The sequence below is a fragment of the Cupriavidus malaysiensis genome, from assembly GCF_001854325.1.
Lineage (GTDB): Bacteria > Pseudomonadota > Gammaproteobacteria > Burkholderiales > Burkholderiaceae > Cupriavidus > Cupriavidus malaysiensis.
In genome coordinates this window covers 372,277-386,704 of sequence record NZ_CP017754.1, presented here as the reverse complement: position 1 = coordinate 386,704, position 14,428 = coordinate 372,277, and the positions used below count along the sequence as shown (strand labels likewise).

At 70.5% G+C, this 14,428-nt stretch carries 16 protein-coding genes; 6 read left to right on the top strand and 10 right to left on the bottom strand.

The genetic code is table 11. From position 1 onward, the window contains the following. Positions 1–101: 101 nt before the first annotated feature. The 5 genes from BKK80_RS01595 (at position 102) to BKK80_RS01575 (ending at position 3,166) form a co-directional block, all read left to right on the top strand. Positions 102–665, top strand: a complete 564-nt coding sequence (locus BKK80_RS01595) for a lecithin retinol acyltransferase family protein (RefSeq protein ID WP_236903741.1) — start codon at positions 102–104, stop codon at positions 663–665. Next, positions 662–1,183, top strand: coding sequence for a dethiobiotin synthetase (locus BKK80_RS01590; RefSeq protein WP_084545449.1), 522 nt, complete (start codon positions 662–664; stop codon positions 1,181–1,183). The genes BKK80_RS01595 and BKK80_RS01590 overlap by 4 nt, the downstream gene beginning before the upstream one ends. A gap of 120 nt (positions 1,184–1,303) precedes the next feature. Then, positions 1,304–1,906, top strand: a complete 603-nt coding sequence (locus BKK80_RS01585; RefSeq protein ID WP_071037678.1) for an RNA polymerase sigma factor — start codon at positions 1,304–1,306, stop codon at positions 1,904–1,906. Next, positions 1,896–2,771, top strand: coding sequence for an anti-sigma factor (locus BKK80_RS01580; RefSeq protein ID WP_157903141.1), 876 nt, complete (start codon positions 1,896–1,898; stop codon positions 2,769–2,771). The genes BKK80_RS01585 and BKK80_RS01580 overlap by 11 nt, the downstream gene beginning before the upstream one ends. A 158-nt stretch (positions 2,772–2,929) precedes the next feature. After that, positions 2,930–3,166 carry a hypothetical protein gene (locus BKK80_RS01575; RefSeq protein ID WP_071068491.1) on the top strand — a complete coding sequence of 79 codons (237 nt, stop codon included), beginning with the start codon at positions 2,930–2,932 and terminating at the stop codon, positions 3,164–3,166. 321 nt (positions 3,167–3,487) lie between these two features. Here BKK80_RS01575 and BKK80_RS01570 read toward each other — a convergent pair whose 3' ends face one another. From BKK80_RS01570 to BKK80_RS01525, 10 genes are all read right to left on the bottom strand, one after another. Beyond that, positions 3,488–4,828 (bottom strand): type II toxin-antitoxin system HipA family toxin, encoded by a 1,341-nt coding sequence (locus BKK80_RS01570; protein ID WP_071068490.1) that lies wholly within the window; start codon positions 4,826–4,828, stop codon positions 3,488–3,490. Between the two features lie 5 nt (positions 4,829–4,833). After that, positions 4,834–5,100 carry a helix-turn-helix domain-containing protein gene (locus tag BKK80_RS01565; protein ID WP_071015926.1) on the bottom strand — a complete coding sequence of 89 codons (267 nt, stop codon included), beginning with the start codon at positions 5,098–5,100 and terminating at the stop codon, positions 4,834–4,836. Between the two features lie 189 nt (positions 5,101–5,289). After that, a complete protein-coding gene (gene catC, locus BKK80_RS01560; RefSeq protein ID WP_071010573.1) occupies positions 5,290–5,565 on the bottom strand; it encodes a muconolactone Delta-isomerase in 276 nt (91 codons plus the stop codon). 120 nt (positions 5,566–5,685) lie between these two features. Continuing rightward, positions 5,686–6,024: a 4-carboxymethyl-4-methylbutenolide mutase MmlI gene (gene mmlI, locus BKK80_RS01555; protein WP_071010572.1), complete on the bottom strand. Its 339-nt coding sequence runs from the start codon at positions 6,022–6,024 to the stop codon at positions 5,686–5,688. 93 nt (positions 6,025–6,117) lie between these two features. Next, positions 6,118–7,404 (bottom strand): MFS transporter, encoded by a 1,287-nt coding sequence (locus tag BKK80_RS01550; protein WP_071068489.1) that lies wholly within the window; start codon positions 7,402–7,404, stop codon positions 6,118–6,120. A gap of 160 nt (positions 7,405–7,564) precedes the next feature. After that, positions 7,565–8,227 carry a 3-oxoacid CoA-transferase subunit B gene (locus tag BKK80_RS01545; RefSeq protein ID WP_071010570.1) on the bottom strand — a complete coding sequence of 221 codons (663 nt, stop codon included), beginning with the start codon at positions 8,225–8,227 and terminating at the stop codon, positions 7,565–7,567. Between the two features lie 5 nt (positions 8,228–8,232). Further along, positions 8,233–8,976 (bottom strand): 3-oxoacid CoA-transferase subunit A, encoded by a 744-nt coding sequence (locus BKK80_RS01540; RefSeq protein WP_071068488.1) that lies wholly within the window; start codon positions 8,974–8,976, stop codon positions 8,233–8,235. Between the two features lie 347 nt (positions 8,977–9,323). Further along, the gene (locus BKK80_RS01535; protein WP_071010568.1) at positions 9,324–10,238 is read right to left on the bottom strand and encodes a LysR family transcriptional regulator; all 915 of its coding nucleotides are present in this window, start codon (positions 10,236–10,238) and stop codon (positions 9,324–9,326) included. A 111-nt stretch (positions 10,239–10,349) separates the two neighbouring features. Next, positions 10,350–11,240, bottom strand: coding sequence for an MBL fold metallo-hydrolase (locus tag BKK80_RS01530; RefSeq protein ID WP_071010567.1), 891 nt, complete (start codon positions 11,238–11,240; stop codon positions 10,350–10,352). Between the two features lie 234 nt (positions 11,241–11,474). Continuing rightward, on the bottom strand, positions 11,475–12,467 hold the full coding sequence (locus BKK80_RS01525) for a LysR family transcriptional regulator (protein WP_084545448.1): 993 nt from the start codon (positions 12,465–12,467) through the stop codon (positions 11,475–11,477). 131 nt (positions 12,468–12,598) lie between these two features. On the opposite strand from BKK80_RS01525, the gene BKK80_RS01520 reads away from it, so the two are divergent. Beyond that, positions 12,599–14,047 (top strand): MFS transporter, encoded by a 1,449-nt coding sequence (locus BKK80_RS01520; RefSeq protein ID WP_071068487.1) that lies wholly within the window; start codon positions 12,599–12,601, stop codon positions 14,045–14,047. Positions 14,048–14,428: the final 381 nt, after the last annotated feature.

Sequence of the window (14,428 nt, the reverse complement as noted above, 5' to 3'; positions counted from 1 at the left end):
TCCCGTCCTGCCGGCGTCATACAGGTGCCGGCACGGACAGCAACGCCGCCATGGCGATGCCGCCATCGGTGCCGGCCACCTCCACCCGCGAGGAGCGCACCATGCCCGACACCCACTTCCCCCCGGCCCCCGGCACCCACCTCGTCACGCTGCGCTGCGGCTATTGCCACCACGGCATCTACGTGGGAGACGGCAAGGTCGTGCATTACGCGGGATTCGGCGGCGCGCTGCAGCGCGGACCAGTGGAGGAAGTGGCCCTGGCCGGCTTCACCGCCGGCCAGCCCGTGTGGATCGACGCCGATCCCCGGCCCGGCTACCCGGGCCCGGAGGTGGTGCGGCGTGCGCGTTCCCGGCTCGACGAGAACGACTACCGGCTCCTGAGCAACAACTGCGAGCACTTCTGCACCTGGTGCCTGTCCGGCGAAAGCCGCAGCGAGCAGGTGCGGGACTGGCACTGCCATCCGCGCGCGGCGCTCTGCCGGGCGGTGCGGCTGTTCCAGGCCTATCGCGAGGCCTATCGCGCGGCATATCGCGGCAAGCGGCCACCGGCAGGCGCCGGCGTGCGGCTGCTGCCCGCCCGCGCCGCCACCAGGCAGCCGGGCCTTCACGCGGCCACGGGGGAGGCCTTCCTCAACCAGACTGAGACCGTCGGAGTGCCATCATGAAGCCCGCTTCCCTGACCCGATCCGCCCATGCGCCGCGCCCCCGCCGCGCGGGACTGTGGCTGGCGCTGTGCGCCCTGCCCCTGCTGTTCGCCTGCGCGGATCCCGCCTGGCGCACGGTGGCGCCCGGCGCCGGCAGCGACGCGCTGCAGGCCAGGCTCGGACCGCCGCGCGAAACCTATCGCCTGCCCGACGGCTCCCAGCGCTGGCTCTACCCCGGGCCGAGCCAGACCAAGTGGTCCGCCAGCCTCGACCCCTCCGGGCACGTGATCCGCGTGCATCCGATGCTGAGCGGCGCGGAGGCCGGCGAAGCCAAGGTCGGCGAGTGGACCATGCAGGACGTGCTGGCCCACTACGGCAAGCCGGTCGACACCAGCCGCTTCCCGCGCATGCGGCGCCAGGTATGGAGCTACCGCTTTGCCGAGGACAACGTGTCGTACGCGACCATGCATTTCTACTTCGATCCGCAGGGCGTGCTGCGGCTCACCCAGGTGGTGCCGGACTACCTGCTTGAGTCGTAGTCCATCGTGCGGGGCGCCGCAAGCGGCGCCCCGCACGCGCCGGTGCCGGCTGTGGCGGCCGCTGCGGGAATAGCGCGCGGCCGCGCCCGGTAAGACAGGTATGAGGGACAGGAGAATGCCGTGGCCCCGACCGACGAGTCCCGCCGCTTCGAGCAGGTGGCGTTGCCGCACCTGGATGCCGCCTACAACCTGGCGCGCTGGCTGAGCGGCAGCGCCAGCGAGGCGGACGATATCGTGCAGGAAGCCTGCCTGCGCGCCTTCCGCTTCTTCGACAGCTTCCGCGGCGACAACGCGCGCGCCTGGCTGCTCGCCATCGTGCGCAATACCTGGTTTACCGAATGGCGGCGGCGCAGCGATGCCGCCGACGGCACGCCTTACGACGACACCCTGCACGGCGACACGCGCCTGCCGGGCTGGGTCGACGGCATCGGCAGCGATCCCGAGGTCCTGGTGATGCGCCGGGAAGCTAGCCGCCTGGTGCACCACGCGCTCGAACAACTGCCGGTGGAGTACCGCGAGGTCCTGGTGCTGCGCGAATTGGAAGACCTCAGCTACAGGGATATCGCCGGCATCGCCGGCATTCCGCTCGGCACCGTGATGTCGCGGCTGTCGCGCGGCCGCCACCTGCTCTGCGCCGCGCTGCGTGCCGCGCAGGCGGACGGCGCCGCGCTGGCGCGCGCGCCGGCATCCGGCCATCCGATGGGAGCAAATCATGAGCCATGACCCGACCGGCCGCCCGCTGCCTGCGCAGCAGCATGAGCGGCTGAACCAACCACTGCACGAACTGCTGCATGAACTGTTGCGCGACGACTCGCTCTATCATCGCGCGCCGCCGGATTTGCGCGCGCGCGTGATGGCGCGGCTGGCCGGCGATGCTCGCCAGGCCGACCTGCCACACCAGGCAGATCAGGCAGATCAGGCGGATCCGGCGGATCCGGCACGCCAGCCGCGCCGCACACGCTGGCTGCGCTGGCTACGCTGGCCGCAATGGCAACGCCCGCAATGGCAGCCATCACGCCCATTGCAGCAATGGCCGCGCGGGACGCCATGGCTGCGTCCGGCCATCGGCCCCGCGCTGCCCTGGGCAGGCGGCGGCCTGGCCGGGCTTGCCGCCTCCGCGCTGCTGTTCGCCCTGCTCGCGCCGGTGCCGGCGCGGCACGACGAACGGCTCGGCCAGGAGATCGTGGCGAGCCATGTGCGCGCGCTGCTGTCCCAGCATCCGGTCGACGTGGTGTCGACGGACCAGCATACCGTGAAGCCATGGTTCAACGGCCGCCTCGACTATGCGCCGCCCGTGGTCGACCTGGCGACCCGCGGCTTCCCGCTGGCCGGGGGTCGCATGGACTACGTGGCGCATCGCCGCGTCGCGGTGCTGGTCTATCGCGACCAGCGGCACCCGATCGACCTCTATGTCCTGCCCGCCGCCGAGGGCGCCTGCACGCCCGCCAACCGCTCGGCGGACGGCTACGCGATGGTGCGCTGGTGCGCGGCCGGCATGGACTTCTGGGCCATCAGCGACGCCGAGCCGGCGCACGTGCGCGCGTTCGCGCAGGCCTTGCGCGACGCCGTCGGCGATCCGGGGGAATAAGTCCGCCGCCGGCCCGGTCCTACGGATGCATGGCCCACCCGCCGCCGCGCGCTGCAACACCGCGGCAACCGGCGCGGCCGCCATGCCCCGGCGCGATGCCCGCCACAAGGCCGAGGCAGCGCACCGCGGAAGTCATCACCACTCACCTGGAGCGCATCATGAAAATCCTGATCCCGATCGCCATCGCCGCCCTGGCGGCCATCGCCGCCGATGCCAATGCCGCCAGCCTGCACGACGGCACGCGCGCCACCGACAACCGCGCCGGCATCACCTATCGCACCGGCGCGCGCGATCCCTACACCGATGGCGCGAAGGCCGGCAAGTTCGATGTCTATGCCGACAGCGCCAGGACCAATGATCCGCGCGACCCGTACACCGACGGGGCGCATGACTGAACTGCCGGCGGTGCATTGATTGCACCCGGAAAAAAGCCAGCCCTGCGGGGCTGGCTTTGCTTCATGCACATGACGCCCTGTGCGGTGCACGGCTTCGAGCCCCGCATCCTCATGGCCATCGCATCGAAAGGCAGATGCGGCCACAAGACCGGCGAGTCGATGTTGGACGACCCGGCTTGCTCATCGACAGCGGGCACCATGTCTACGAAACGGACATCGGGCCGCTGCTGACGCCGGAGAGGGCCCGCTTTCGACGACGCGCTGGCATAGCGCGCCATTTCGGGGATGGGCGGGAACGGTATCCGGAGACGCGCTCTGGACTCAGGCCGCAAGCTTGTCCGCCGCCGCCTGCAATCCACCAAGGATGGTGTCGGCCAGTGCCGAAGGGAACCCCGCTGGCAACAGGCTGCGCACGCGGGTGACTACCGCAGGCGTGCTTGCTGCGAGACCGTTGACCACGGACTCCGCGTCGCCGCCCTCCGGCGTGACGATGGCGTGGCGGCGCCCCAGTTCCAGCCAGTGCCGCCGCCGGATGTCCCGTACTCGCCAATGTGCGTTGCTGGAACGGACCGCCATCGCCAGGCGGACCTTGTGCGGCGAGAGTTTCCCTGGTCCTTCGCCAAGCAGTGGATAGGCCGACATCACATCGTATAGGGGTGTCAGCTGGTAGGCGCCACCAGGACGCAACGCCAAGCTGAAATTCTTGGCATGTCCGTCGGGGGCGCACAGCATCCAGAACAGAACCTGTGCCTGGAAAAAGCGCAGGCGATCCGCCTCACGATGCATCGAGCCATCGAGCAGACGCATGATGCGGTCGATCCCCGGGCCACCATCGGCTTCGTACTTCCGATATGGCGGCGTGGCGGTGGCCTGGCACATGTCCTCCTGAGGCAGGCGGATGAGCCAGGGCTTGCTTCCCTTCGACCACATGCGATCGAAGCGTTCGACACAGAGCACCTTCTGGTTCTCGAACATGAGCGGCCGGCAAGCGGCCACGGGCATGCCATAGGCCGCGAGGATCTGTGCGCACAGCCATTCATTCTCGACCGATTCGCCCAGGTCCAGTTGCATATTGCCGACCAGTCCCATGGGGAGCTTGAAGATATGACTGGTGGGCGTGGAGCCTCTGGGGCGCAACCATTGACCGTCCGCCCACAGGAAAGCAGTCTTCTCCTGGGCGCCGGCGATCGATATGCGGAACTCACCATCATCGGCCCCGGCTGGCGGCTGCTGCATGACCGCTCCGCGCAATGCCCTCGCCATCTGCGCTTCGTTCAGTGGTTCCCCATCGATCGTGGCGACGCCTGTCGGCGCCATGCCGTCCGGCAGCAATTGCAGTGCGCCCGCACAGTCGCGCCCGACTTGTGCCAACAGATCGAAGGCATCGGTCGTTTCCGTGCGGAAACGCCGTGCAATGCGATCGCGTATCTCCCGACTGTCGGGCAGCAGGTTTTCGAAGTAGGCGCGCACGGCGTCACCCCGATGCGCGGCGTTGCCCGGCGTGAACGGCAGCGACAAGGACAGCGGACGCCCTTCGGGCGCCGAAAGCCAGGCCTCCGCATATTGCAGTACGTCCCCGTGTTGCGGCTGGAACTGCCAGTTGCCGACATAGACGCCGTTCATCCAGAGTCCGAGGCTGCGCGTGCGAGAGCGGCGCCCCATCGGCGTCACCACTGAGGAAGATCGGTTGGCGGGGGCGCGGCCTGCGCGGCAGCGTCCGCTTGCCGAAGCACGAGTTCGACACCCAATACCGACAGCAGCGTCAACAGGCGCCCGGCGCTGACGCTTTCCGCGTTGCGCTCCAGCCCCGACAATGTCTGCTGGCGTACGCCCAGACGGGCAGCCAGTTCGGCCTGGGTCAGGCCGGCTTGCTTGCGGAAGCCTCGGAGCATGGCTGGGAGTTGCTCGGGCGTGCGGACCGTGAATTCGCGCATACAGTCTATGGCCTGTATTTTTACTTTACAAAGCATAGGCTGTTTTTTCCTGATACACAATCCGGATTGTAGGCACCAAAGTACGGCCGATGGCAGCGTCGTGCTTCCACCTGCCGATTACCACGCAGGCACCAATGCGTCGGGACAGCTGGCAGGCGCGCCGCCCCGGCGCACCATGGCCGCCCGCGCTCAGATCGCCGACGGATGCCGCGCCAGCGGCGTGACCTGGATGGTCATGTAGGGGAACAGCGGCAGCGACGACAGCAGCGCGTGCAGCTCGTCGTTGCTCTCCACGTCGAAGATGCTGACGTTGGCGTAGCGGCCCACCACGCGCCACAGGTGCGGCCACTTGCCGGCCTGCTGGATCTCGATGGCGCGCGCCTTCTCGGCGGCCTTGATGGCGTCGGCCTGCTCGGCCGGCAGGGTGTCGGGAATCTTCACGTCCATCTGTACGTGGAACAGCATGGTGTCTCCTGGGTGGTTTCGATGGGGTCGATGGGGTCGGCGTTGTCGATGGCTGGCGTCTTCGTCGAGGCAGTCGTCGGGCTCGTGGATATCGGCAAGCCTGGCCGGCGCCCGCCGTGCTCAGGCCGTGTCGTCGCCGCCGACGGTTTCGGTGCGGAACGGCTTGAGCCGGCCGATGAAGGTCTTGCCGTGCTCGAACCATGCCTTGCGGACGTCCGAGGCCAGGTAGGTGGCGTAGGCCGCTTCGTTCTCGAACCAGCATTCGCCGATGGCGTCCACGTGGCCGATGTCGAAGAACGGCACGTGCGTGTCGGTGGGCTGCTCGGCGACCAGGCGCACCTCGTAGCGGTGCAGGCCGGGAATGCCGTGCGACATGTCGTAGTGGCGCTGGCATTCGGCGCGGAAGGTGGCGTCGGACATGCCTTCAGGCTTCACCAGCAGGTACAGCATGCGGATCATCGTGTCTCCTCAGGGTGGAATCGGTGGGCCGGCACCTGGCAGCGCTGCGTGGCATCGCATAGCGTCGCCGTACCGGCCGTCTCTTTCAGGTGTTCAAGTATGCGCCCGCGCGGCGTCGGCGAGGGCCACCGCGGCCGGCTCGTCCTCCGCCGCGCCGATCGCTTCGATGGCGATGCCGCGCGTCTCGGGCAGCAGCAGGATGCCGAACACGGCGATGGCGTAGGCGACCAGGCAGAACGCGCCCATGGCATTGGCCAGCCCGATGTGGGTGGACAGCACGCCGACGCCGACCACCGAGCCCGCGCCGACCGACTTGCCGACGTTGTAGGCGAAGCCCATGCAGGTGGTGCGCACATGGGTGGGGAACAGCTCGCTGAGGAAGGGGCCGAGCGCGGCGAACATGCCGATGGCGGAGAAGCCGACCAGGAAGCCGAGCACGGCGGCCAGCACCGGGTTGAGCGGCAGCAGCATGTAGCTGGCGGTGACGATCCAGGCGCACACCGCCAGGCCGATCAGCGTGGGCCGGCGGCCGATGCGGTCGGCCAGGTCGGCGGCGACGGCGAAGCCGCAGAACGAGCCGAAGGCCATGATGAAGACGGTGACGATCATCGACGAGGCAGCCACCTGGCGCTGCGCCAGCAGCGAGGGCAGCCACACCAGGATGGCGTAGCAGCCGGCCTGCAGGCCGATCACCAGCACGCTGGAGAGGATCAGCGAGCGGGCGTACTGGCGGTTGAACACCGAGGCCAGCGAAGCGCGCGGCGCGCGGCTGCGGCGGGCGCGCTCGAACATGGCCGAGTCGCGGATATGGCGGCGGATGAAGAGCACGATCGAGGCGGGGATCACGCCGAACCAGAAGGCCATGCGCCACGCCATGTCGTGCGGCAGCCAGGCCAGCAGCGCGGTGGCCACCACCACCGCCAGCGCCCAGCCCACGGCGAAGCCGGATTGCACGTAGCCCATGGCCTTGCCGCGGTGGCGGGGATCGATCACCTCGGCCATCAGCGCCGCGCCCACCGCCCACTCGCCGCCGAAGCCGAGCCCCTGCAGCGTGCGCGCCACCAGCAGCTGGTTGTAGGTCTGCGCGAAGCCGGCCAGCACACCGAAGAAGGTGAACCAGACGATGGCGAACACCAGGATGCGCGCGCGGCCGTAGCGGTCGGCGAGAATGCCGGCGCCCCAGCCGCCGATGGCGGTGACCACCAGCGCCACGGTGCCGAGCACGCCGACTTCCGCCTTGCCCAGCCCCCAGGCCGCGGTCAGCGCGGGCAGCAGGAAGCTGAACATCTGCATGTCGAAGGAATCGAGTGCCCAGCCGGAATAGCAGGCCCAGAAGGTCTTCTTCTGCTGCGGCGTGCCGGACTTGTACCAATCCATCATTGTCGTCTCCTGTCTGTCTTGTCTGTCTTGTAGCCGCTGCTGCGGCCTGTCTTGCGGCCTGTCTTGCGGCCTGATTTTCGGCCCGTCTTGTGTACTCTCCCGAACGCCGGCGCGGCAGCGGCTGCCACGCCGGCGTCCGGGCATTCATGCGTCCGGGCGTTCAGGCGTACTCGGGCGATGCCAGGCGCGTGAAGTCGAGCGCCACGTCGGTGACCGACTGCAGGGCCTGCGGCGACATGTCGCCGACGAGTTCCAGCACCGCCACGCCGTGCGGACCGATGGCGAAGGTGCCCAGTTCGGTGTAGACGCGGCTCACGCAGGCGAGGCCGGTCAGCGGATAGCTGCACTGGCGGCGCAGCTTGCTGGCGCCGTCCTTGCTCAGGTGGTCCATCATCACGAACACCTGCTTGGCGCCGATGGCCAGGTCCATGGCGCCGCCCACCGCCGGAATGGCATCGGGCGCGCCGGTATGCCAGTTGGCGAGGTCGCCGCGCTCCGAGACCTGGAAGGCGCCGAGCACGCAGATGTCGAGGTGGCCGCCGCGCATCATGCCGAAGGAGTCGGCATGGTGGAAAAAGGCCGCGCCGCGCTCCAGGCGGATGGCTTCCTTGCCGGCGTTGATCAGGTCCCAGTCTTCCTGCCCGGGCTCGGCCGCCGACCATTGGCCGAGCACGCCGTTCTCGCTGTGCAGGATCACCTCGCGATGCTTGGGCAGGTGGTTGGCCACCAGGGTGGGCAGGCCGATGCCGAGGTTCACGTAGGCCCCGTTGGGGATATCGCGCGCCACGCGCGCGGCCAGCAGGTTTCTTGCCACTTGGTCCATGCGCCTCACCTCCCCCAAGTATTGATGGCCACGCCGGCTGGCACGACGGCCGGCACGCGCACGGCCGGCTCCGCGGCCGGCGGCGCGCCGTCGCGCAGCACCACGCGCTTGACGAAGATGCCGGGCGTGACGACGGTCTCGGGATCCAGTTCGCCCAGCTCGCACACGCGCCTGACCGCGGCGATGGTGATGGTGGCGGCCATGGCCATCACCGGCGCGAAGTTGCGCGCGGTCTTGCGGTAGACCAGGTTGCCCCAGCGGTCCGCCGCCTCGGCGTTGATCAGGGCGACGTCGACGGCGATGGGAAATTCGAGCACGTAGTCGCGCGTGCCGATGCGGCGCGCTTCCTTGCCTTCGGCCAGCAGCGTGCCGTGGCCGGTCGGCGTGTAGAAGCCGCCGATGCCGCAGCCGGCCGCGCGCAGGCGCTCGGCCAGCGTGCCTTGCGGGATCACCTCCAGCTCGATCTCGCCGGCGCGGTACAGGCCCTCGAACACATGGGCATCGCGCTGGCGCGGGAAGGAGCACATCAGCTTGCGCACGCGGCGCGCCGCCAGCAGCGCGGCGAGGCCCGTGTCGCCATTGCCGGCGTTGTTGCTGACCACGGTGAGATCCCGCGCGCCCTGCTCGATCAGGGCATCGATCAGTTCGTCCGGCATGCCGGCGCCGCCGAACCCGCCGATGGCGACGGTGGCACCGTCGGCCACGTCGGCCACGGCCGCGCGCGCCGTTTCGTAAAGCTTGTCGATCATGTCTCGCGTCGTTGTTCTGTGGATGCGAGAAGGTTGCCACCGCGCCGCGCGACTCACAATTTCGCGATCGACAAGCACCCTTAGCGCCGCGTTAAGGCCAGGCTGCCGGCAGGCAGTGACATGGCACGCCGACGCGTGGCGATGCGCGGCGCAGCGCGCGCCAGGATGTCTTGGCGGTTCGGATGGCAACGTAAGCGGAGATCGTGGCGACCATGGAAGCGCCGGCCCCGTTGGCCGGCACGCGACGCCGCGCGGGCGCGCGGCGAAGGACGGTGTCAGCGCGGCGCCACCCCGTCAGGCAACGCCGCTACGGTTCTACACCGCTACACCGCTACACCGTTGCTCCGCTACGCCGCGCCGCCACCCGGCGCGTAGCGCCCGATCAGGCGGTTGGCGAACTCGCGCGCGAAGCTGGACAGGCCTTCGAGATCGCGCGCGCAGAGCTGGAAGGTGCGCACGGCCCAGTCGTCGAGCAGGTCGCAGCTGCCGAGCGGCTGCTCGCCGCGCAGGCGCGCGAAGGCGGCCTTGGGCATGATGGCGATGCCGGCGCCGGCGGCCACCATGCGGCAGGTGGCGTCGTAGCTGGCCACGTGGACGCGGATGGTCATCGGCTTGTGCAGCGCGCCCGCCGCGCGCGTCAGGAACATCTGGTAGGCGGTGGCTTCGAGCAGGGCCACGAAGGCGTACTCGAGCGACTGCTCGAACCACACCGCCGGCCGGGCCAGCAGCGGATGACCGAGCGGCGCCACCAGGATCAGCGCGCTCTTGACGAAGGGCACCGCCTGCAGGCCGGCCGTGGGCACGTTGCCGGAGATGATGCCGAGGTCGGCGCCGCCCTCGCGCACCACGCGCACGATGTCGTCGCTGAGGCGCTCGCGCACGTCGATGCGCACGTCGGGGTGGGTGGCGAGGTAGTCGCCGATCACCGGCGGCAGGTATTCGGTGATGGCCGTGGTGTTGCCCACCAGCTTGAGCTGCCCGCTCAGGCCCGCGGTGTAGGGCTGCAGGTTGCCGGTCAGGCGCTCCAGCTCGGCCAGCACCACGCGCGCGTGCTGCAGGTAGACCTCGCCGGCCGCGGTCAGCGCCACGCCCTGCGGCGAGCGCTCCAGCAGGCGCACGCCCAGCGTGTCTTCCAGGTTCTTGATGCGGTTGCTGACCGCCGGCACCGACAGGAAGGAGCGCTCGGCGCCGCGCGTCAGGCTGCGTGACTCCGCCACGTTGACGAAGAGGCGGAAGTCGGTGATATCGAAGGGAACAGCCATGCTGCAGGTCTCGCGGCTCGATCGTATTGCCCGGATGATAACCGCGCGACCCGCCGCGGCAACATGCGGGAAGACGCGGAAAGCTGCGGCAATACGCGGGGCCGCGCCGCGCTACCAGCCGGCCGGCTCGAAGCGGAAGCCCTGCCCTTCGCGGCGCACGTAGCCGCAGTACGGCTCGCCGAAGTGCACCGGCAGCACCAGCGCGCCGCTGTCGGCGGCCTGGTGCAGGAAGCCCAGGCGCGTGCTGCGCGCCAGGTCCGGGCGGATGCAGTAGCCGGAGTTCACGTCCGGGCGCACGATCTGCAGCGGGCTGTGCAGGATGTCGCCGCAGAACACGGCCTCCTCGCCGCGCGAGCGCACGCGGAAGGCGACCTGGCCCGGGCTGTGGCCGGCGGCGTCCTCCACCTGCAGGCAGTCGGCGATCTCCTGCCCGGGCACGATCATCTCGGCCAGGCCCTCGTTGACCACCGGCATCACGCTGTCGAAGAAGGACTCGCCGAACACGTCGACCACGCCGGGCTCCTTGTTGCGGCCCTGCTCGCAGAAGACGAAGTCGTCCTTGGGAATGTAGTAGCGCGCATTGGGGAAGGTGGGCACCCAGCGGTTGTCCTGCCAGGTGGTGTTCCAGCCCACGTGGTCGGCGTGCAGGTGCGTCATGACGACGTGGGTGACCCGCTCCGGCGGCGCGCCGGCCGCGGTCATCCATTCGCGCACCAGGGTGTTCAGCATGTTCATGCGCGCGATGCCGGGCCGCGGCTTGAAGTTGCCCACCCCGGTATCGACCACGATGATGTGGTTGCCCGCGTGCACCACCCAGAACTGGATCGTCACGATCAGCTTGTTCATGTGCGGGATCCAGTGGTGCGGCGCCATCAGGCCGGCATTGGCGTCCAGCACCGAGCGGTCGATGTCGGGAAACAGGAAGGCGGGATCGTGGGTGGGGCCGGCGTATTCGAGGATGCGGGTGACCTTGAGGTCGCCGATGGTGCGGGACTGCATCATGGGGCAGTGTCTCCTGGCTTGTTCTGTGCGGGCATCCGCGGCGGGCGGCGGCCATGGAAACGGCCATCGAAGCGGTGGCGGTGGCCGTCGCGGCGCCATGCCCGCGCGCGGATGCAGGCCACAAGCATCGGCGATTTCCCCCCGGCGGCCAATTTCGCTTTGCGAAAGCCGGGTTTCAGGATGCTTTAGCAGGCACGCCGCGGGCCGCGCAGGCGGCGCGGCATCAGGCTCACGCTAGCCGCGCGCCCTGCCTTTGCCACCCTTGCCGCCCTTGCCACCGCCCTTCCCATCCTTCCCGCCCGTCGCCTCCTTCTCGCGTGGCGCCAGCTCGCCCACCTGCCCGGTGCACACCTCGCGCACGCAGCCGCGCAGCCACTGGTGCACCGGGTCGGCGTGCAGGCGCGGATGCCACAGCATGGAAACGGTCAGCTCGGGCGTGGCCACCGGCAGCGCGAAGCTGTGCAGGCCGGCGCGCAGGTTGCCGGTGTGGCGCTCGGGCACGCTGGCGATGAGATCGGTGGCGCGCGCCAGCGCGAGCGCGGTGGCGAAGCCGCCGACGATGGTGGCGACGTGGCGCGCCAGGCCCATGGCCTGCAGCGCGTCGTCGATGGCGCCCCTGTCGCGCCCGCGCCGCGAGACGCTGATGTGCTGGCCGGCGGCGTAGCGCGCGGCGGTGACCTTGCCGCGGCTGAGCGGATTCCCCTGGCGCACCACGCCGATGAAGCGATCGCGGAACAGGGCCTGCACGCGCAGCTCGGGGCCGCTTTCCTCGCTGACCACGCCGGTCTCCAGGTCGACCGTGCCGTCGCGCAGCGGCGCGCTGTCCTTGTCGGGCTTCTGCACGAAACGCAGCCGCACGCCGGGGGCCTGCTGCGCGATGCGCGCGAGCAGGCCAGGGCCGAAGTTCTCGACGAAGCCTTCGCTGGTGCGCAGCGTGAAGGTGCGCTCGACCTGCGCCAGGCGCGGCCGCGCGGCGGGGCGCAGCACCGCTTCGACCTCCTGCACCAGCTGCCCGGCCTGCTCGCGCAGCGCCAGCGCGCGCGGCGTGGGCACCAGGCCGCGCCCGGCGCGCACCAGCAGCGGATCGCCGGTGGTGGCGCGCAGGCGCGCCAGCGCGCGGCTCATGGCCGAGGCGCTGAGGCCCAGGCGTTGCGCGGCGCGCGCCACGCTGCCTTCGTCCAGCAGCACGTGCAGGGTGAGGAGGAGATTGAAGTCGGGCGTGCTCATGGCGCCATCTTGGCGCCGCCATGAGATGGCGTCAAATGCAGGAATACCTTGCGATCCATGCGCCTTCCGCCTGCGCTCGCCGAGGCCTAGGCTGTTGCCCCATGGCCTGCCCCCGCAGGCGTGGAGACCTGATGACCACTTTCCGATCGATCGACGCCGGCAGCGAGCCACCGGCATCCGGACGCAACCGGGACCGCGCTTCGCCGCGGCTGGCGCTGGCCGGGCTGTCCTTGTCCATGCTGCTGTCCTCGCTCGGCACCAGCAGCGCCAACGTGGCCCTGCCGGCGCTGGCGCAGGCCTTCGCCGCGCCGTTCCAGGCCGTGCAGTGGGTGGTGCTGGCCTACCTGCTGGCGGTGACCGCGCTGGTGGTCAGCATGGGCCGGCTGGGCGACCTGGCCGGACGCCGGCGCCTGCTGCTGGCCGGCCTCCTCCTCTTCGCCGCGGCCTCGGGGCTGGGCGGCGCCGCGCCGGCGCTGGGGTGGCTGGTGGCGGCGCGCGCGCTGCAGGGGCTGGGCGCGGCCATCCTGATGGCGCTGACGCTGGCGCTGGTGGGCGAGGCGGTGCCGCAGGAACGCGCCGGCAGCGCCATGGGCCTGCTCGGCACCATGTCGGCGGTGGGCACGGCGCTGGGGCCTTCGCTGGGCGGCCTGCTAATCGCCGGCGGCGGCTGGCGCGCCCTGTTCCTGGCCAACGTGCCGCTGGGGCTGCTGGCGTGGTGGCTGGCACGGCGCGGCCTGCCGCCCGATCCCGACCGCAGGCAAGGCGGCGCCGGCCAGCTCGATCCGCTCGGCACGCTGCTGCTGGCGCTGGCGCTGGCCGCCTATGCGCTCGCCATGACCACCGGCCACGGCCGCTTCGGCCCGCGCAATGGCGCGCTGCTGGCGGCGGCGCTGGCCATCGGCGCGCTCTTCGTGCGGGTCCAGGCGCGCGCGGCGGCGCCGCTGCTGCGCCTGGGCATGCTGCGCGAGCCCGTGCTGCGCGCGGGGCTGCTGGCCAGCGCGCTGGTGGCCACGGTGATGATGGCGACGCTGGTGGTGGGCCCCTTCTACCTGGCGCGCGGCCTGGGCCTGGATGCGGCGCGGGTGGGGCTGGCGCTGTCCGCCGGTCCGCTGGTGTCGGCGCTGGGCGGCCTGCCCGCGGGACGCCTGGTCGACCGCTACGGCGCCGCGCGCGCGGTCGCGGCCGGGCTGGCGGCGATGGTAATCGGCACGGCGCTGCTGGCACTGCTGCCGGCCACGCTGGGCGTGACCGCCTACCTGGCCGCGATCGTGGTGGTGACGGTGGGCTACGCGCTGTTCCAGGCGGCCAACAATACCGCGGTGATGCGCGGCATCGGCGCGGACCGGCGCGGTGTCGTCTCCGGCCTGCTGAACCTGGCGCGCAACCTCGGGCTGGTCACCGGCGCCGCGGTGATGGGCGCGGTGTTCGCCCATGCCGCCGGCGGCGGCGATATCACTGCCGCGCCACCCGCCGCGGTGGCGGCAGGCATGCGGGCGACCTTCGCGGTGGCGGCCGGGCTGGTGGGCCTGGCGCTGGTGGTGGCACTGGCGGCGCGGGCCCGCGGCGAGGCGCGCGGCTGAAGCGATGGCCGCGCAGCCCCGCGCGGCTCTCGCCCCCTGTCCGGGCCACGACCGCTCGCCAGCACGACGCCATCGTCGCCCGTCCGCTGCGTGCGCGCAGACGGCGCCCCATCGCCATGTTACGTAACGCGTAACACGTATCCGTCTAAGCGCTAGCCCATACCCGGTGCCCGCCTTGCCTTGCCTGGCGCCTGCCGGCGGCGGAGCGCGGGCAGGCGCGGCCGCCGGCCGGGGCAATGGCACGCATATTGCGATTCTCCTTTCCCTTGGAACGTCCGCCGCGGCGAGCCGACTCACCGATACTACGGATCAGGACAAAGGGAAGCATCATGAACAGGAACGACAAGCCGGGCCGCAAGGGACCCAAAGGACCCAAAGGAC

Excerpts from the sequence above, each read along its gene's own strand:
- BKK80_RS01575 (WP_071068491.1), top strand. The coding sequence starts at position 2,930 with ATGAAAATCCTGATCCCGATCGCCATCGCCGCCCTGGCGGCCATCGCC.
- BKK80_RS01590 (WP_084545449.1), top strand. The coding sequence starts at position 662 with ATGAAGCCCGCTTCCCTGACCCGATCCGCCCATGCGCCGCGCCCCCGC.
- BKK80_RS01580 (WP_157903141.1), top strand. The coding sequence starts at position 1,896 with ATGAGCCATGACCCGACCGGCCGCCCGCTGCCTGCGCAGCAGCATGAG.
- catC (WP_071010573.1), bottom strand. The coding sequence starts at position 5,565 with ATGCTGTTCCACGTACAGATGGACGTGAAGATTCCCGACACCCTGCCG.
- BKK80_RS01540 (WP_071068488.1), bottom strand. The coding sequence starts at position 8,976 with ATGATCGACAAGCTTTACGAAACGGCGCGCGCGGCCGTGGCCGACGTG.
- BKK80_RS01550 (WP_071068489.1), bottom strand. The coding sequence starts at position 7,404 with ATGATGGATTGGTACAAGTCCGGCACGCCGCAGCAGAAGAAGACCTTC.
- BKK80_RS01520 (WP_071068487.1), top strand. The coding sequence starts at position 12,599 with ATGACCACTTTCCGATCGATCGACGCCGGCAGCGAGCCACCGGCATCC.
- BKK80_RS01530 (WP_071010567.1), bottom strand. The coding sequence starts at position 11,240 with ATGATGCAGTCCCGCACCATCGGCGACCTCAAGGTCACCCGCATCCTC.
- BKK80_RS01565 (WP_071015926.1), bottom strand. The coding sequence starts at position 5,100 with ATGCGCGAATTCACGGTCCGCACGCCCGAGCAACTCCCAGCCATGCTC.
- BKK80_RS01525 (WP_084545448.1), bottom strand. The coding sequence starts at position 12,467 with ATGAGCACGCCCGACTTCAATCTCCTCCTCACCCTGCACGTGCTGCTG.
- mmlI (WP_071010572.1), bottom strand. The coding sequence starts at position 6,024 with ATGATCCGCATGCTGTACCTGCTGGTGAAGCCTGAAGGCATGTCCGAC.
- BKK80_RS01535 (WP_071010568.1), bottom strand. The coding sequence starts at position 10,238 with ATGGCTGTTCCCTTCGATATCACCGACTTCCGCCTCTTCGTCAACGTG.
- BKK80_RS01570 (WP_071068490.1), bottom strand. The coding sequence starts at position 4,828 with ATGGGGCGCCGCTCTCGCACGCGCAGCCTCGGACTCTGGATGAACGGC.
- BKK80_RS01545 (WP_071010570.1), bottom strand. The coding sequence starts at position 8,227 with ATGGACCAAGTGGCAAGAAACCTGCTGGCCGCGCGCGTGGCGCGCGAT.
- BKK80_RS01595 (WP_236903741.1), top strand. The coding sequence starts at position 102 with ATGCCCGACACCCACTTCCCCCCGGCCCCCGGCACCCACCTCGTCACG.